Raw genomic sequence first — 18,864 nt, 5'->3', positions numbered from 1 at the left:
ATTAACAAAAAGGAATGGGGAACAGAAATTAACTGGTCGCCACTCCTTTATTTGTGCTAACACCCTTAGTTTAATTACTTGAAGAAGGACGATAACCTTTTCGGATATCGATCTTATAAAAAAATACCTAATAAATAGTATCGTTGCTACTTAGCAAATAACTTTGTTTTTGTTACGCTCAGTTTGTTACTAAAAATATAGTGGAATATTACTTGTTGATAATAACATCCCTGTTACAGTTAATGAAGCATCAGTAGCAATCCATCCTATTACCTTGTTTTATAATCGCTTCCCCTCGTATTTTGATAAAAAAACAATATCAATATCATTTAATCATCTAATTTTCCTTAGAATACAAAATCACATCATCTACTAATTTCTTCAACAACGCTTCTTGATAACCTGCTTTTTTTCTATTTACCATCTCATTAATTGCTGGCAGTAGATCTATGTCATTTATTGAAGTAAGTCGCTTTATAGCTCGCTCTGTTAAAGATATAGGCGAAATTGAATCTATATAATCCTCATACCCCATTCTCCAAAATTGCACAGAATGACCATATCTTCGTCTAAGAAAATAAGCGAAAGCAACACCGTTCGCATCGAAATCTCCAGAATAATAGATTTTACAGCCGTTTTTGACAACTTTATCTAATAGCAATAAACCTGATAACTTAAAATTGCCATGTGTACAGATTAATGGAGCAAGACTTCCCTCTAATCGATCTATTACACTAGAGTAAACCCCACTATTTTCGATTACGTAAACTGCATTTCCGATGACCGGAGAAATCGAGTCCAACCGTTTCATTGACCTAAGGGGTATATTTTGAACTGTTTTCTCTAGATTAGCCCAATGCCATTGTTGAACTATCTGGCCGTCCCTAGAAGCTTCTAATCCATAACATGTCACAAAGTTATGCAAATCATCTTTAGCAAGACCATACGCTTCCAGTAGTGCCTCTTTTTCTTCAGATAACAAATTACTTCTATAAAAGCGTTCTTCTTTATAAGCCTGAATAATCTCAAGAACATTACATAATCGGTCTATATTATCAAAGTAATGAGGGTCACCTGTTATCCGTTCAGAGAATACAGGTAACCGTTCAAATTCTTCAACCGATGGGAGAGATGTTAGGGCACGAAATAGTGTTTTGATTGTTTGATAATCTCCGCAATTATACAAAGTGGTAATCCATGTAACATCTCTATCTTTATTTCGAATTTTTTTTAAGAGGATGTTTGTATAAGAGTGCTCAAATTCTTTTTCCAACCCTTCAAAAAAACTTTGTTTTTCTGAAAGTTGTTGTTTCTCTCTTTCCTTTTTTGGAATTATACGTTTCTCCGTCACCAGCTCTACTAGTTCCCACAGGGTAAACTCTTCGAATTTTAATCCTTTTAATCTACCTTCGAAATTTTCTAGATTAACAGTGATGGACTTTCTTGTGAACTCTTTGTCTAGCCATCTTTCAATAGCCATTCTTTCATCCGGAGTTGGCTCAAAAGTTACAGTACCTCCCACTTTACCCAGTGATTCAATTTTTTCTTTAAATAATTGAAACAATCGTTTAAATTCCTTTTTGCCAAAATAATGCTTCGCCTCAAACTTTAATAAAGAATCCATACGCGTTAAACCTTCAAATCTTTCGTTTCTACAAAATCAAAATCTAATGTTGTTTGTATTCCTTTTTCAAACTCCATTTCTCCACTTTCCCCAACAATAATCCCACGTTTTTTTAACATCCTCTCATTCATCTCAATTTTTTTACCATCCCATCTCCACGGTTCTGACGAAACAACTCTTCTTGTTTTATCAAAATTCAAAACATAGATATTGATACCAGGGACAGTCTCATAGTCAGCCCAAAGCGCCTGGGAAGTTAAAATATAGTTGAACTGGTACTGCTGCATAATCCCAAACATTTCTGAAATGTTGTTGTCATCTACTCCCGCATATGCTTCATCGAGTGCTAAGATATAAGGTGCATCATCGCCAGCGTTGGAATATTTTGAATAAGTCGCCGAAAACAAAGGGATATAAATAGCCATTGCTTTTTCACCGCCACTCAGTTTTGAAAGATTATCTTCGTTGAGTGTTTTTTCCTTTTCTCCTTCTAGAGTGTACATGATTTTAAATTGATACCACTCTCTGTAATCTAGTACTTGCTTAAGGGCTTGTTCAAGATTTTCAGCATCTGAACCAGATACCAATTTATCTTTAGCTTCATTAATCTTAGTCATAAAATGATTCCTTAGGTCTTCTATATCTTTATCTTTCAATGTACCGAAATCACGGCCTAATAACTCAATCAAACGGACCGTAGATAAAGAGGATTGATGGTCACTTTTTGCAATAGGTTCCCATACTAATCTCAAACTAATTGAATTTTTCATATCTTCCATAATCTGATTGATGTCATCTTTCCATTTCTTCGCCTTTTTTATCAACTGATGTATTTCTTCTCCTGTACCTTGAATGATAAGATCGCGAATTAAAGACTCTTCATCTTTACGTAAAAATTGTTTTTGGAGCTCCAATTGTTCACGTAAGTATTCACGGAATTCAGAAGGATTCTTTTTTAATCCATCTATAGATAATGTTACGTTCAAGCGCTCTCTTTCACTGTAAAGAAGCATAGTGGAATTATATTTATCTTTATCTTCACCATAATCTTCCTCGCCAAGGGTAATATTACCATATGAGACTCGAAAAGATTGAATCGTGTTATTCTCTAAACCATTGGAACGAGAATGATGTACAGCGTTCATCATATCCTCAATGACTTTCGCTATATTAATTTCTGCTTCTCCTGCTTGTTTCTTCGCAAATTCCAATATAACAACATTCTTATCGATACCGCGTTCATGCATTTCACGTTCTAACACTTCTTTTCTCGCTGATAGCACCCTCGTTTTATACGCGAGCACACGCTTGATATTTTCGATCCGAGACTCTAATTGTTCTCTTTGATTTTTTAGGTTCAAATACAACTCTAATTTTTTAGGTATTTCCTCTTTTAACTGTTTAATTCTCTCCCGCGTGTGTACGATTTTTTTCTTAACCGCTGAATAATCTAATTCATTCAGTTGCTCAGTTATATTCTTAATTACCAATGTCGATTGTTTCACTGCTCTTTCTAACGTAGCTATATCATCTCTTAGTTCTTCATCGGTTGCTTCTGATTGTTGAAGCTTTTCTTGTGCGTTTTCTAATTCTATTTTACTTGTAGAGAAAGAATTAAACGCGTTAGAAAGAACTGAGATTTTACTTCTGAATTCGTCATCAGCAATATCAAACATGTAAGAAACGGTTTCCTTTGTTACGTCACCGTCCAAGAACTTACTTCCCAATATCCGTTCATTTCGTTTTTGATTGAAATCGCCAATTAGTTGTTGGTGTAAGTTCTTAGCCTTTTCTTGGTCTATAATCACCTTTTCCATAATGAACTTGTTTTCTTTCAGTTCGTTTGAAGCAACTTCTACAAGATCCAATATCGGACGTTTATCGTACTCTTCATCTATTTGGGCAATTTGATCTTTAATTTTGGATTCCTTCATTTCTAAATGGTCCAACTCTTCTTTCATTTTCTCTAGTTGCAATTCGGTTTGGTGTATCGTTTCTTCTCTGTGTCTTCTTCTCGCTTCCTCTCCTATAAAGGATGCTCTAGGTTGTTCGATGGCATAACCATGTAACAAACCAGATTTATACCTACCATTTGTTAAGATTACTGTTTCTGTTTTCGTATCTTCCATTGAAATACTTCTAAGAACATCTTCTATATCATCTGTCGATATTCCCTCTTTAGGTGGGACTGCACGCAAGTAGTATGATAAAGTAGTTCCTTTCGATACATCTTTTTTAGGAATAATTATCGAATCGTTTTTATCTACTTTGTCACGGTACATTTCAGGAATAATAAGAGCATCCAATAACCCCATATCTAACAAAGCAGACTCAATTCTTTCTTTAATTTCCTCAGTCACTCCACCTTTAAAATCCACTGCTTCGTAAAACGGAACAAAAGGTATACCTAGTTGTTGAAGATGTTTTCTTTGTTCCTTGGTTTCTTTTCTTCTACTCCACGGTTCTACCGCTTTAATCTTTTGGAGTTCTTCTAATTCTACGCTGATTTTATTGACTTCATCTTTTTTATTTATAATTTCTGCTCGATTAATAGAAAATTGTTCACTAACAGGTTTTGTTAGCACCTCTTTAACCTTGAGTAGTTCTTTTTCAACTACTTGCGGTGTCATATCGTTCAATTCAAATAAATTCTCAACTACATTCATTAAGAAACCTATGACCTGTTGTGGAATAGCGAAAAGTTCGCACTCTTGTATCCATGAACTAAAAGAACGTTTGAATGCTTCTTTTTCCTTTTCAACACGCTGAACAGCTTTGTTATATTCCTTCGTAGCATCAGACACATCTAAATCTAATTCACGCATCTTTTCCTTTTGCCGGTCAACTTTTTCTTTTGCGTTATCTTCTTCTTCAAATAATTTAACAAGATTTTTTAGTTGTTTAATATGAATACTCAAACGGTTTGACCATGAATTAAAGTAATCATTATCCATTCTGTAGTTATTTAAATTTTCTTTAGCAGATGTCAGATAAGATGCGTTCTCGTGAAATTGTATTTCTTCTCCAGTATCTTCAAGGTCTCTAATCTGATTATTAATTGACCTTTCTACTTCGTAGCACCTGTCTTCAAATTTTGATATTTCCTGTTTAATTGAACGCATACGAGTTTCATTTACTTCCAAATCATCTTTTTTACCCTTCAATTTCATTTCTTTGGATACTTTTTCGGATTTCTCTGTATCTAGTTGGTTATTTAAATTGCGTAGCTCAGGAGTTTCTAAATTATCAATTTTTTTATTTTGGGCCACTAATTCTATTTCCATATCAGTTTTTTCATCGTTTGTACGAATTTCAAGAGCCCTTTTGTTATGCATATCATCTTCTGTTTGTTTTAGTTGTCTGTCGGTCTTATCTTTGTCCTTTGAGGCTTCTAACAATCTTGAAGAAGCATGTTGTAGCGTTACTTCCAGATATCGATCATATTCTTCAGAAAGAGCAGTAGCTAATTCTAAATCTTTTTCTGTGTCGTCTATTTTACGATTTCTATCATCTATATCTTTAATAGTATTCGATATTCTAGTCACTCTTTCGTTAGAAATTTCTGGCAAGGACCATTTTAATGCATCATATAGTATGTTAGGTTTCATTTCTTTAGATAACTTCGGTGAACGAACTTGAATTAACAAATCAGTTAGTTCTTTTAATCGTGTAGCACCACCCTCAAATTTAAATACTGCATTATTTACAGCCTCAGCATATTCCGTTTGAGAATTAGCGAATGTGGCACGAGGGAATTTCTTGAGGCTATCACGCAATCGCTGCTTATTAATAGGCTTAAACATTTCTATTCCATTTTCATCAAAGCCATCACTCTCTACAAGAGAAAAGGATTCGTGAGGTTTTCCTGGCCTTTCACCTTCAATAACAAACCCCCATAATTCTACCTTCCCGTCTGATTTTGATCGCAACCCTAAACCGGTTGTCACAATATCTTTAGTCACTTCTTTTTCATATACAAGATAGAGGTATGCGATCTTTCCATGAATGATTTCCTCATTTTCTTTCATATAATCAATGATTTTCTTTTTATTCGTTTGAAATGGATCAATACGAGTAGGGTGCTTATTCCCGTCTAACAATAACGGTATAATAGATTGCATAGAAACAGATTTCCCTTGTCCATTCTCTCCACCAAAGAGAAGATTACCCTTGTGAAATTCATATTCTTCTTGAGTATAAACCCAAAAATTTATATATCCTACGGCTGCGGGCAAAAAAGGATTTTCTCTCTTAATCATCCTACTACCTCACCTTCTTCTTTCCTATTTTTCAAAATGTATTCCTTAACTTCTTCGTTGTATTCTCCTAGTGTCCGGATAAACGCCGGATAAATAGAGATATCCCATGTCACTTTGTTATACTCGGCCAACTTCCATTCGGTCACGTATTTAATCACCATTTCCTTATAACTACTAAAACTAGCTTGCCTTATTCCGTTTGACCATGCTAATTCGTTTTTTCTTTTCGTTTCTAGAAGAACATGCTCAAACTCTCGATCAGAAAGAACCCACAATTCCAATGGCTTTTCTTCCATTACTGATAAACGGCTTGCCAGTTCTTTAGCCACTTGAGTGACAATATACGATTCATTAGTGTAATGAGGATGTTGCTGGAGATAGCGCTTTCTTTCCTTCTTAACGAGGTAAAAACATTCTAATGACCTCTCTAATTCAAATCCTGTATACATCTCAAGAATTGTTTTAAAGTGTTCGAAGTTTTTATGAATAGCCAGATAATCTCTTTCGGCTTTAGTCAACTCATTAAAAAACACAACCGGTTCAAAATAAATTTTTCGCATAAGTGTGTGATGGGGATTAGCGATGTCTAAACCATCTTCTAAAAATTCTTCAACACTCTCCAAAAGTTCAATACGTTTTGAAAAATTTCGGAACATGTACCTTATAACAGAAGTTGTAAAGTATAAAACCTCTCCTTTTTCAGACTCTTCGAATGATTCGATTTCCCCGTCTCTCACATAAATCAAATTTATCTCTGTAGCAAATTGCATAGCTGTCACAAAACTCTTTCTATCCTGCCTCTTCTTCCAATCAACAGATTGAACATCAGATAGAAACTGTTTAACCTCTTCAATGATATCACTTAACAAAAAACCATCTTCCGGCTGTTTTTTCTCTAGGTAAGCTAATATACTCATTAAAAACATATAATCTAATTCATCCTTAAACTCTTTTATACCCATCCATTCTCTTGCAAAATACGGGATTTTTTCTAGCTTAGCTTGATCTGAATCAAGTTTAAGTTGATATCCGAAATTTTCTGTTACAAAGCGACGTATTGTTTTTTCGTTATTTAAGATTTGCCGAAACACTTCTGTATCATTAAGTCTTTCTACGATAAAATTCTCCATTAAAGCCTCTATTGCTAACTGGAGCCCTTCATTAAATACACCTGTTTCCATAATCAATCACCTTCAAATTCTAAAATAATGTCCGGACCGTATAGCACACCGTCTGTACACTGGATTGGAACACGTTTTTCATCAGAACGATAGATAACGCTGAACTTTAAACCCATCTCAGTGCGGTAATATTTTTTGGCATTCTTTTTCCCAAGTCTTTGTTGCAAAGATTTATTTAACCACTTCAGAATACATTTTCTTTGATGTGGCTTTAAAACCTCTGTTTCTGCCAATACAATTCTTCCGTCTTTGATTAATCGTTTAACTTCTTCTTCCTCTGCTTTTCTTCTTTTCATATTTTCAATAGTTATTAGTTTTTGTTGTTCCGAAGCATCTCTTATTATGATGTTTTTTCTTTCCCTACGTGGACCAGAACGACTCATGTTCGGTATGTAAAATACACCCACACCGGTTTTCCAAATATCTTCTCCACTTATGAATACGCCATCATTTTGAACCTCAATATCGTGAGAGGCAAACAAACTACGGGAATGACTTGCACCCATTACTGCCGCAAACAACTTATGGGCATTTTCGATAGAACCGCTCTCTTTTAAACGTTTTGTTAGTGTTTTATAATCTTGAATTCTACTAGCTGTATTTTTCGCCTCTGAATGCCTCTTGGCATAAGCGACAATCATACCAATAGCTTCATTTGTTCGGTCCTCCAATTTTTCAATATCACTTCTTGTGTATCCAGACCCCAAAAACCAAGTCTTCAAATCATACCACTTGTCTAATAATGTTGAACGCATAGTTTCAGGAGAATAATCTTCATACAACAATGCGTTTGCTTTATTTTCATCTAGTACAGAATCAACATACTCTTCTACATGATTTTCCGGAATACTCATAATCATTGTTCTGATACCATATTTATTTCTGGTCAACTCATTTATATAAGCTCCTAAATATTGCATTATGTTATCCTTGAATTCTAAAAATGCCTCAGTATTAAATAAATCAGCTTTTTCAGCTCTTTCGATATGTGATAAATAATTAAGTGCGTTAGATTGTAACTCTTTAAACGTATCGAAAACGCCTGACCACACTTCCATAGTTTTTTCCCTTGATGAAAAATGACGCGGTATCGTATTTTTAAATATCTCTAAATTTCTTAGCAATAAATTAAATTGACGACTTTTCAACCCGCTTATTAAAGCTTGATCAGGTTCATCTAATCTAATTAATAAAGACTCAATTTCAACAGCAGCTTTTGTAAGGCGATAAGAAAAACGATTTCTATTCCACTCAGCAATGGTTAGACCCTTTCCTTTTGTTTTTTCTGAATGAATGACTTCCCAATTTTCCAATCTACGCAAAATCTCTTTTAATCGAGTTTCATCCAATTCCTCACTCTCAAAATTATTCAACTTCAACATTTCAAGGATTTCGTTTAGAGTGGCGTTAGAATCTTGCTTTGTACGTTTTTCATACAAAAATCTTGCGATGGATCTATACATAGGTGCATTTCCTTCTGTTAAATACTTAAATATTGGTTCAATGTCAAAATCATACTTTTTCATATTTCTCACCTCTTTACCATTACATAAATAGACATTTTAGTTCCATCATCTAATGGAAGTTCAATAACTTTATTACTCTATTTTCTCAACTAGAACGTATGTCTGTGTCTGTTCTAGTAGCAAGCTCTATTTATATGTACATTACCTATTAGTCATATATGTTATTCCATTTTTGTAGCATTTCTTTCATACTGTTACGGTAATATTTGGGCTCTATTATTTCTGCGTCAGGCCCAAATTGCATTAACCACCTTAGAAACTCTCGGTCATCATTTACTGTTACCTCAAATAACAAGTATCCATCTTCAAGGCTTGTCAATTTAGGTGAAACATTGTATTCATCTTCCTCAACATAGCGAGCTACCTCCCTGCTAAATATAATTTTAAAATGAATTCGCTCTTCCCCTCGAATTATGGACCATGTATATTGCAAGTATTTTTCTAAGTTAATTTCATCTTTTTTAAACCTTTGATTTAGTAGATTGATATGTTGAAAACGACTTAAGCGAAAAGTACGAATCTCATTACTTTTGTGATCGTATCCAATAATGTACAGTCGATCATTTCGAGGCATTATATAGTATGGATCTATTTTCCTTTTGGTTGTGATATTTCTACTTTGTGTGTGGTAAATTGCTTCAATTGTTTGTGATGCCAAAACGGCTTCACTTATTAAAGGTAATAAATCCTTTTCAGTATTAGAAGTTGCTGAATTTCCACTCCGAATAACCCTAGATAGATTAGAAAATAATGATTTTTTCTCTACTATTTCTGCCACATGAGTTGCCATTACTTTCTCATAGGCAGACATCAGTGCCTTGGTTTTGAAGTTTTCTCCTAGAAGAACGGGCAATAATGTAAATGCTTTATATTCACCTTCATTCCAATTTAAGGGAAAATGTTTAAAATTCCCCATAAAACTATATCCCTTACCATGTCCCTCATTCATTAAAGGGACATTAGCTTGACTCAGTAAATCGAGATCACGATATATATTTTTTTCCGATGTTTCACATTTAACAGATAATTCTTTCGCTTTGATACCTGGGAATGCTTGTATTAAATTAATAATCTTTAATAATCGGATTAAACGTTCCACGATAGGCCTCCATTATTTCTTTGAAGTATACAAATTTACATTTATTGTAACACATCTTTATGACACCTGTTTGTCAGCGAACGTTTGTTTTGGTAAAATTCTTAAAAATGTCAGTTATCGCTTATAAGATAACTGACATTTTTACAAAGGTAGAGCTACTCTTATATCAATGTAAATCGCTTCTTAACACCATACAATGCAATTTTTTGTACAAAAGATAGAAGAAATGTTTATTGTTTTATTGTGTTTCAGTATTGACATCATTCAGAAATGGCAAAAATGGTACCCATCTCTGAGTACCATTAAACCCTAGTGTATGTTAAGGAGAAAAATCAAAATAATTTCTCTTCAACACTTTAAGTAATTCCATTAGTTTCTTAAAGCCTATTGAACTATCAATCTTTTTGTATCAATTAAAAAACTGATCCTCAATCTCCTTAATTACGTCTTCATTTTAATAAAACATTTCACATTCCTTGCAAGAAATATCTAGTGTCATCGTAATTTCAATAGCCCTTGACCCATCAATTAGTTCCAATAAGCCGTGTTTCCACTTTATCCGCACCCTATGAATCAAGTAACTAGGCTGTAAGGCAATCTGCCCTCCATCGCCATGATTATCGATCACTAGTCAGGATTGCGTTTTTAAAGTAAGTGAAAAATCTTTATAATCTCGATTTGCATTATCAATTAATTAATTGTGTTATTTTTCCATGTTATAGCTAGTTTTCCTCATTACAAATTGAATGAGTATAATTCAGCTTTTGTATTGCATAGTATGGTTGTATTGCATAGTATCGTTGTACTATGCAGTAGTGGTTAAACAAGGTCTAAAAGCATTTCAAACTTTCCCTAAATTTTCATAACATTAAAGTTTTGTTAGGTGTAGATTATGTTCCCAAATACCATTTGGCTCGAGAGGACAGAATGAATGTCATTTGAGTATGTCCGTTCTCGGAAACATATCTACTGCGTTTTTGGGGCTATCGGTAGAAGGCAACATATCAACGGTTTTAGGGTTCTTGGGAATATATCAACGTTAGACCTTATTTGTTATGCAACTCTCGGTCGCTCAGCCAATTTTGGAATACCGGATAGTCTTTGATTTTGTCTGCCTTATTTTTTAGGTTCTCAACGATTTTTGCCATTTGTTTTTCACTTATGGAATTCGAGGCAGACTGAGTTGTTTTTAGGATGTTCATGAATTCGTTTCCGACTACACTGGATATTAGCTGGTCTTTTGCTTCTATACTGCCAATCCCGTTTAGAATTTGTGTTCTTTCCCATTTTTCCCGGCTGCCTTTTTTATAAAGAGTAATGAGTACGATACCCATCATATTTGTGATAGTTCCATATGTGCCATCATCCTCGAAGCAAAAGGTATAGCTGATTATGCCCCTGTGGAATGTTACATGTGGTCTTAACTCAGCCATCTCAGTATTGCCTGTGATTTCCCTTCTCTCATCAAAGAAAAATATGTGATGCTCGATGGCTTCGATATCGTTCCGGCTGTTAAGCAGATAGTCTTTCATAATCTTTTCACAAGATATTAAGTGTTCCAAGGCATCAATGCCGACCACATGGTTTTCTATGAAGTCGATCAGATCTAAGTAAAGGCTTCTCCAGCTCAAGGATGTGAGGAAATAGAAAAGCTTGCTGTCGTAATCAAATTTCGTCTTTTCCTTTTTTATATATGGATGAAAGAGAGTGTTTGCATAGTACGTCTCTTTTTCACTGAATAAATCCTCACAGCTCCCGCAGAGCATATAATGCTTTTCGCTATCCTGGGCAGGGATATTCGGATTTTCAGAATTCCTGATGTTACCTGCTGCGGTTTTTTTAAGCGTCCGCATAACCATTTTCGGAACGATGTGGCTCAACTCTAAGTCAGTCTCTGCACCACATAGAGCACACTTTTTAAATTTATACATCACATCATCACCACCTTAAACAAAGTAATTAAATAGTTGTAATTATATCTCAAGGTCAATTCATTAAGTTTAGCTTCTTTTTTTCTTCGGGCAATGTATTCCTCAATAGTAAGCATATGAACACCTCAAACTTTTTCTCTTCCTCCACTATTTATTACCCTTATTAATAGCGTCAAACAATTTAGCTGGTGATAATTTACTTAGCTCCCTGTTGTCAGCTAATGCGCGTTTGGCTTTGTTGTATATAAATACAGCGTCATGTTCTTCAAAACCTTTTTCTAGAATCATGTATTGGTACAATTCTCTACATGGGTACAACATAAACTTTTCTTTACGAAACGCATTAGTTGCTTCCTCTCTATCTGCATAACATACCTTCATCAATACTCGCAGGATTTCTTCGTCCTTAACTTTTGCTTCATACAAAGCAGCAGTTACAAGTTTTATTTCATTGCTTCTAGCTCGGCGTTCTTCCAATGACCCCAAATACATATTCATTCCCTCCCGTATTTAACCCCATGTCTTAGACTTAAGAAGTTCAGCAATTTCCGGTGTTTCAGGTAACTGCTCGGTCTCAAGAATCTGGGACAAATCAAAAACTCGTGTGCCCATTGGCGCTCTTGGTGTTATCTTCTTAAAGTCTGTTTCATAGAATTTATCAACAAAGAAATATCTATTTGCAGACAGCACATATCCATAATTTCTCCCATCTTCAATGGCCTTACAGATTTGCTGCTTCCTATCGTCTGAAAGTTCTCCAAGTTCAGCTTTATACTTAATGCCATCTTCCGTAGTAACTGCTGTAATGATTGCAGTGATTTTCCCAACAGCCCTCACACTTTTTTCTTTATACAGCCCAAGATAGTCATGTGCACTAAATCCACGTTCAATATTGTCATAGTAAAGATTTTCACTAACATTAAAATTAAATGTGGTACCTGCCAGTTGCACTCTCATACGCTTCCATGAATCTGAAACAATAACTAACTTGTCGTTATAGCAGTAATTCAGGTAATCGTCCAGAACCTCTTGCATTTCAGAATCTCTGTCATCAATAACATCTCGTATCGCATCAATAATCCCTTCGAATGTAGTATTAACGTGCATTACCGGATATATCTGTGTGGCATTATATGCCTTCAAATGCTCTTCGAACTCTATTTTCTTTTCTGATTTCATCAACTCAGGTGCTAAAGTTATCATAACTTTATATTTTTCATCACTGAAAGACTTCAAATGGCGTAACAACTGATCTGTATGAAACCAGTCAGACATTTTCGTCTCAACAACAATTTTGAAGCTCTCCTGTGTGATAGTAGCATCCGGAATACTTTCGACACTTTTTTCCTGTAAATTAAAAACTATCTCTGGTTCAAAGGAGTCAGAAAAGAACTCGGATTTCAAAAAGCGAAAGAACTTATCTGAAGAATATGAATAAAGCCGAGACAATAGCAACATCGTATTTGCTGTAGCAACATTTTCTTTCTCATGGTATCTCTGGAAATAATGAATCTTCATAACTATTTATCTCCTCTTTTTTTCTTTCCGTAGATCTTCGGGAAGTAATCCTTCCCAAGTAGCCAAACATACTGGTCAATTTGCTTCAGGTTATATTTATCCAAGCCATAAAAGGCACGGAAATCAATCAGTATACCTTTGAATTTAATATAGTCCTTCAAATCGTCATCTTGGAAATCTGAGAAACTATCACGATTTTTAAAATAGCGAAGCACCTCATCAACGTAGCTGTCATAAATCGGATAATCAAGTGGATTGTGATGGCTACAATACTTTGTGGCAAAAGAGTAAAAATTCTTCTCCGCATCACCGATAGTTACATACTGGATATCTCGAACTAGTGTAACATCACCAGCTTTAAGTCTTGAATCAATATCCAGTGCGCATATGTGCTTAGCCACCGGATAGATTGAGAAAATATTCGTACTATAAAAGTCGTTAAGCGTTGATGCCTTCAAAAGAACATCGATAATGTCTGTATTCTTCGGGCATAGCTCAAAGAACAGTTTATTAAGTGCATCCTCCTGCAGGTGGTAGTTCTCAAGACCATCCCACTTAGCAAGATAAAACTCAACCTGCTCAATTGATGGATCAGGAACATTAACATCCATTTTTTTCTTACGAGTATATGTACGATCAGCAGTATTTTCCTGATTGGGCGTTGATGGTTCGGCAGTTCCATCAGAAGCTAAGAATAAACGGAACCTTCTTAGATGAGACATATAACTATTAACAAGTGATTTAACATTACCGGTCGAGTTCTCAGAAAGAGCCTTTATTAATGAATTCTTTGCCCCATTCTCGAAATCAGTAGCAGTCACTGCATTCCAGAACAGGTCTTTGCTCCCTTTCCTCCAAAGGTAGAAGGTGTCTGTGTAAGCAGTATTGATTGTTAGTTTTGAAATGTTCTGGCTATGTAAGAATTCTCTGTATAAAGAACGCAGCTCATCATATGATAAAGCTTTCATTTTTTTTATATCCAAAGTCGAACCCCCTTTACTCAATACCGTTTAATCTTTCAAGCCACTTTAACATGCATCCATTCTTAAAGAAATCTAATAATGCACCATCGCAAAAGCGCTCAGCTCTAACAGCACCCATAATAAGCGCAAGCACACACTGTGCATTCAAATTTGAAACGTCAGCATACGTCATAGATTCTGTACCCCATTCAAGGCCGTTATCCTTGAGAATATCTCCATAGCGGGTAAGTTCCATATCGTTATTACTTTCTTCAAAGGTGTAAACATCATTGATGAAATTATGTACCATTTCGGAATAACCCACAAAAGGCATCTGTATTGGATGCTCTGGTGTCCCATCGTTCTCTTTATCAACAACCCATACACCAATGCTATCCGCCTGGATTATAGGTATGTACTTTGTCAAAATATCATATTTACTCATCCTCGTCCTCCTCAGTACCATCAATCCCAAATAACATCTTGAACTTATCGAAGTTATACGGGTATGAGTTATCACCATCAAATCTTACAGGTTTATGGCCAATGTTGTATTCAAACTCCAGCTCCCACTGTGTACATCACACACCGTATATCCGAAGCGTTTAGTTGAATATCGTCTGCGCCATTCATCATTTGTAATAAAAATCACTGCCTATATTTCTATTCTTCTTTCCGAGTGGGTAAAACTTTCTCCAAATACACCTGCCAATAATCACTATCCCCCTCTATATCATGAAGCCAATAGTACATAAACAGTATTTCAAATTCCTGCTTTCTTCCTTTTATAAAGGATTTTTTCGGCATCTTTCTGTACAGTGAATCAAGGTTAAAGAGATTACTTTTCTGTTTATAATCGTAATTATACTTTTTCCAAGTATTTCGACTTTTCTTCCTATGAGACGCAGGCCAAATATCTTCATTATCATAAAATCTGTTAATCCAATTATCGGCAAATTCAGCAAGGTTTACTTGATGCTTCGCCCAAGTTTTTTCGAGCCAATCACTAATCTCTTCAGTTATTGTTGGCACGCCAAAGGCAAAATGTTTTTGGCTTTGAACCCTATGATAATCTTTAATAAAGAGAAAAAGCATCTCCGTCTGCTCCTTGAGAAATGGAAGCTTCTTAATGAGTTTGGTATAGCAGTCATATGAGACACTCCTAAATTCACTGTCAGTATTATAAAGAAAAAACAGCTCATCCTCCTTCAACATATTACCTATATACTTGTTAACCTGCTTTCCATATTCATCATACATACTAACAGCCCAATCTCTAACTTCAGGCTCATATTCATCTAACTGTTTACGATATTTTTCCAGCTTCTCGCTGTGAAGCACTGTTTTTTCTTCAGCTTCAGTAGTGTTAAGATAGTTATTGAAGTACTCAAAGATATAATCTACACATATTTTCATATTCTGAGTACGTGCATCAAGATCAAATTCATTAAGCTTGTCTTCTTTTTTTCTGCGTGCAATATACTCTTCAATACTAAGCATAAAAAACCACCTCAAACAAAATTACTATAGAGCTAGACATCTAAATGCCAAATAGGAGTCATCGCCCATAAAGCCTCTTTAATACCTTAAAATAAAAAGCTATCAGTCAACAAATCGACTAATCAGGGAAAAAATATACGCAGTGTTTCTTGATTTTCTGCTAACCTCATGTCTAACTCCCGTCTCCCCATTCACCCAACGATCATAGTAAGAAAAAACAAACAAAAAATCCTTCTTTGGTATAGCCCTTTGCTTAGATAGATTGCAGGATGGTGTATGTTCAGTAGTGCTGTCGATGTACAATTTCTCTCCTTGGACTGAAGCCCTAAACCAAAGACCAGTTGTAGTTTGCAGATTCTCACTTGAGGAAGAAAGTCCTGATATAACTCTACTCCATAATGTTTCACCGTTCATTACTTTACACCTCGACATGCTAGATTTATTACCATAATTATACATACCTTATACCCTTTTATCTATGTATATCTTCATATATTTGTATAAACAATAAAACCGCCAATCAGGTTATAGTTCCCTTGATTGGCGGTCGGATCAATATCTTATATTCCAACGTCAAGCTCAACCCCTGACTTGAACTCTACAGTCACTTTATCACACCATCAACAGTTACCTTCTCATGTCGTTTCAATGCGCAGTATCCTTCTACTACGCATCAATACTTTTGTTCTGTTAGTATAAGCCAACCGTTAGTGAACCACCATCACAAACAACTATAATTTAACAACCAAACTTAATATGATAGAATATTCATAAGATATTACACTATTGATACTATAGCAAATTAAATTAAATCAAGGACGTTAATTCCTACTGTTCAGTTTAGCGATTTAGAGGAGAAGAGTTAAGGAAAGGGTGATAAAACATGAAGGCGCAGGCGTTTTTTCTTGAAGTAAATAAGCAACTTCTTTACTTAGCGAACGGAGGCTCATTTTCTTTTGAGGATTATTTAAAAATGAGCCTAAAAAATCGACGAGTACGCAATGGCCTTGTGTTTTATGCTCTCTCTTCAAAAGAAACGTTAAATCGATTTAATGTTTTATCTGATCAATCCGTTTATGTGAGAAAACTTAAAAATCATCTTCACAAAGCGTTGTTTAGGGTTGTTAAGAATGATTTAGTCAGAGTAGAAGCTGTTGAACTTGCAAAAAAATTCCTTCAACAATATTTTTCTAACGAAACCGTATTTGTTAACTATACAGTTTATGATGAAAGCGCAGAGATGGAGAAGTTTTTTGTGACAGTTGTTCACCATTATTATAGCGAATTAGAAGAAACCCAAGATCAAAAAGTGCATATCAATCATCTAATAGAACAAACTGATTGGAATAACTTATTTGTTCAAGTATAGTAAGGAATTTTCCTATTACGTGCCAAACGAGTAGAAAGCAATCCCCTATCGCTACAAGCAAACAGGGATTGCTTTTTATTAATTGGATGAGAAATCCTTTGGAGAAGGATCAGATCTTCATCTTTAACATATTTCAATATCCCTTCTTACTGTAAACAGCTCAACAGCTCATCAATTATAAGTACGTATCTTCATTAAATTTTAAAACTGAATTGAAAAGCTTTTCTACACATTATTTACTCTACTACGTTTGGGATTAAGTAACGTTATAAAATTGGTTCTCATGTACATAATGTAATTAAGGTAAACACTGCTACATCTCAAAATACACAAAAAGGAATTGATGTATTTATGATGAGATGTGCAATATACATTCGGGTTTCAACTGATAAAGAGGAGCAAAAAGCTTCATTAAAATATCAGAAGGAACTGTTTTATAGGTACGTTCAGGAGCAAGGCTGGGACATTTACGAAATTTATGTAGATGTCCAAACAGGTACTACTGCAAAAAGAAAAAATCTTCAAAAAATGATTGAAGATGCTCATGAAAAAAAGTTCGATATTATTTTAGCTAAAGAACTTTCTCGACTAGCTCGCAATGGAGAGTTATCCTACAAAATCAAAAATCTTTGTGAGAATCAAGGAATCCATATCATCACTTTAGATAATGCGATTAATACATTGACAGGTAACACTAACATGTTTGGTTTATACGCATGGATGTACGAACAGGAGTCGCAAAATACAAGCAACCGTGTGAAAGAGACATTACGGACTAGGGCAATAAAAGGACTTTTCAAAGGTTCTATTCCTCCATACGGATATGAGGTTATCGAAGGAAGACTGCATATTAGAAGCGACAATACCCCTAGTATAGTAAAAAGAATCTTTGATGAATACCTGGCTGGAAGTGGTCGAGAAAGTATTGCAAGAAGACTATACAACGAGGACATCCCAACACCTGCTGATGTAGCTGGGGAAATAAATGCTGGAGATAAATGGAATGACTCAACAATCAAGCTCATTCTTACCAACCCTCATTACGTTGGTGACTTAGTACAAAATCGTTCAACTACTGTCAGTGTTACAAGTAAGAAAAGAAAACAAGTAGAACAGGAAAATCAAATTATCGTTAAAAATACGCATGAACCGATAATCTCACGCGATGTATTTGATGCCGTCCAACATCAATTGAAAATTCGCACTAAGTATATAACGGCACCAAAGAAACATCTGTTTACAAATATTCTATACTGCTCTGATTGCGGAAAAGGAATGTGGTATCGGAGCAATCGAAACGGTTATATATGCGGCAATTATGCACGTCACGGTAAAAAAGCTTGTAGTAGTCATTCCATTAAAGAAGATTTACTTAAAGATACTGCCTTAACTGACATTCAAACTTTAGTAAAAGAAATTCATCAAGAGCATTACGTTAAGCAGTTAGAAGCTCAATCTAAGGCATCGAAGCAAAGTCTTCAACAGCAACTCGATAAAATTGAGAAACAAATCAATATAATTAAGGATAGAAAAAGAAAATACATCAATATGCTAGCTGGAGAGCTGATTACACAAGAGGAATACCGAGAAATTGTAGAATCTAATAATATTGAAATTAAAGAGTTGGCCGATAAAAAGAACGACTTACTCACAGCAATAGAAAGTGAACAAACGGTGGATAACATCAAACAATTAAAACAAGAGCTACTTCATTTCCTTAACTTCAATGAATTAACACCAGAGACCTTACATCGTTTAATAAATCGAATTGAAGTTAAGGCTGATGGGACACCTATTATTCACTATCGTTTTTCTATCCCGAAAATTCAATAATGTAGCAGGAATCCCCTATTTGGGTGCTCCTGCTTCTTTTAAAACTATCTGCGACACGCACT

13 protein-coding genes are annotated in these 18,864 nt (G+C 35.0%); 2 read left to right on the top strand and 11 right to left on the bottom strand.

The genetic code is table 11. The annotated features are described in order from the left end of the window. Positions 1-337: 337 nt before the first annotated feature. The 11 genes from BKP45_RS21155 to BKP45_RS21105 form a co-directional block, all read right to left on the bottom strand. Positions 338-1,624: a DUF2399 domain-containing protein gene (locus BKP45_RS21155; RefSeq protein WP_071391138.1), complete on the bottom strand. Its 1,287-nt coding sequence runs from the start codon at positions 1,622-1,624 to the stop codon at positions 338-340. A gap of 5 nt (positions 1,625-1,629) precedes the next feature. Beyond that, positions 1,630-5,883 (bottom strand): TIGR02680 family protein, encoded by a 4,254-nt coding sequence (locus tag BKP45_RS21150; RefSeq protein ID WP_071391137.1) that lies wholly within the window; start codon positions 5,881-5,883, stop codon positions 1,630-1,632. Beyond that, positions 5,880-7,064 carry a TIGR02678 family protein gene (locus BKP45_RS21145; RefSeq protein ID WP_071391136.1) on the bottom strand — a complete coding sequence of 395 codons (1,185 nt, stop codon included), beginning with the start codon at positions 7,062-7,064 and terminating at the stop codon, positions 5,880-5,882. The genes BKP45_RS21150 and BKP45_RS21145 overlap by 4 nt, the downstream gene beginning before the upstream one ends. 2 nt (positions 7,065-7,066) lie before the next feature. Next, a complete protein-coding gene (locus BKP45_RS21140; protein ID WP_071391135.1) occupies positions 7,067-8,590 on the bottom strand; it encodes a TIGR02677 family protein in 1,524 nt (507 codons plus the stop codon). A gap of 148 nt (positions 8,591-8,738) precedes the next feature. Further along, the gene (locus BKP45_RS21135; protein WP_245747596.1) at positions 8,739-9,689 is read right to left on the bottom strand and encodes a helix-turn-helix transcriptional regulator; all 951 of its coding nucleotides are present in this window, start codon (positions 9,687-9,689) and stop codon (positions 8,739-8,741) included. Between the two features lie 1,046 nt (positions 9,690-10,735). Beyond that, the gene (locus BKP45_RS21130; protein ID WP_139193885.1) at positions 10,736-11,623 is read right to left on the bottom strand and encodes a hypothetical protein; all 888 of its coding nucleotides are present in this window, start codon (positions 11,621-11,623) and stop codon (positions 10,736-10,738) included. A 144-nt stretch (positions 11,624-11,767) separates the two neighbouring features. Beyond that, positions 11,768-12,112: a hypothetical protein gene (locus BKP45_RS21125; RefSeq protein ID WP_071391132.1), complete on the bottom strand. Its 345-nt coding sequence runs from the start codon at positions 12,110-12,112 to the stop codon at positions 11,768-11,770. Between the two features lie 18 nt (positions 12,113-12,130). Further along, positions 12,131-13,138, bottom strand: coding sequence for a hypothetical protein (locus BKP45_RS21120; RefSeq protein WP_071391131.1), 1,008 nt, complete (start codon positions 13,136-13,138; stop codon positions 12,131-12,133). Between the two features lie 2 nt (positions 13,139-13,140). Further along, on the bottom strand, positions 13,141-14,121 hold the full coding sequence (locus tag BKP45_RS21905) for a PD-(D/E)XK nuclease family protein (protein ID WP_084788111.1): 981 nt from the start codon (positions 14,119-14,121) through the stop codon (positions 13,141-13,143). Positions 14,122-14,134: 13 nt separating this feature from the next. Beyond that, a complete protein-coding gene (locus BKP45_RS21110) occupies positions 14,135-14,545 on the bottom strand; it encodes a DUF6508 domain-containing protein (RefSeq protein ID WP_071391130.1) in 411 nt (136 codons plus the stop codon). A 218-nt stretch (positions 14,546-14,763) separates the two neighbouring features. Then, the gene (locus BKP45_RS21105) at positions 14,764-15,600 is read right to left on the bottom strand and encodes a hypothetical protein (protein WP_071391129.1); all 837 of its coding nucleotides are present in this window, start codon (positions 15,598-15,600) and stop codon (positions 14,764-14,766) included. A gap of 883 nt (positions 15,601-16,483) precedes the next feature. On the opposite strand from BKP45_RS21105, the gene BKP45_RS21095 reads away from it, so the two are divergent. Both BKP45_RS21095 and BKP45_RS21090 read left to right on the top strand, forming a co-directional pair. Further along, complete coding sequence (locus BKP45_RS21095) at positions 16,484-16,969, top strand: hypothetical protein (RefSeq protein ID WP_071391127.1); 486 nt, start codon at positions 16,484-16,486, stop codon at positions 16,967-16,969. Positions 16,970-17,320: 351 nt separating this feature from the next. Next, positions 17,321-18,802, top strand: coding sequence for a recombinase family protein (locus BKP45_RS21090; RefSeq protein WP_245747594.1), 1,482 nt, complete (start codon positions 17,321-17,323; stop codon positions 18,800-18,802). Positions 18,803-18,864 lie beyond the last annotated feature (62 nt).

The sequence above is a fragment of the Anaerobacillus alkalidiazotrophicus genome (genome assembly GCF_001866055.1).
This window is presented reverse-complemented; position numbering and strand designations above follow the sequence as displayed.

Bases quoted from the DNA above. Each gene is read 5' to 3' on its own strand.
- BKP45_RS21105 (WP_071391129.1), bottom strand. From the start codon at position 15,600: ATGCTTAGTATTGAAGAGTATATTGCACGCAGAAAAAAAGAAGACAAG.
- BKP45_RS21125 (WP_071391132.1), bottom strand. From the start codon at position 12,112: ATGTATTTGGGGTCATTGGAAGAACGCCGAGCTAGAAGCAATGAAATA.
- BKP45_RS21110 (WP_071391130.1), bottom strand. From the start codon at position 14,545: ATGAGTAAATATGATATTTTGACAAAGTACATACCTATAATCCAGGCG.
- BKP45_RS21095 (WP_071391127.1), top strand. From the start codon at position 16,484: ATGAAGGCGCAGGCGTTTTTTCTTGAAGTAAATAAGCAACTTCTTTAC.
- BKP45_RS21155 (WP_071391138.1), bottom strand. From the start codon at position 1,624: ATGGATTCTTTATTAAAGTTTGAGGCGAAGCATTATTTTGGCAAAAAG.
- BKP45_RS21090 (WP_245747594.1), top strand. From the start codon at position 17,321: ATGATGAGATGTGCAATATACATTCGGGTTTCAACTGATAAAGAGGAG.
- BKP45_RS21150 (WP_071391137.1), bottom strand. From the start codon at position 5,883: ATGATTAAGAGAGAAAATCCTTTTTTGCCCGCAGCCGTAGGATATATA.
- BKP45_RS21145 (WP_071391136.1), bottom strand. From the start codon at position 7,064: ATGGAAACAGGTGTATTTAATGAAGGGCTCCAGTTAGCAATAGAGGCT.
- BKP45_RS21120 (WP_071391131.1), bottom strand. From the start codon at position 13,138: ATGAAGATTCATTATTTCCAGAGATACCATGAGAAAGAAAATGTTGCT.
- BKP45_RS21140 (WP_071391135.1), bottom strand. From the start codon at position 8,590: ATGAAAAAGTATGATTTTGACATTGAACCAATATTTAAGTATTTAACA.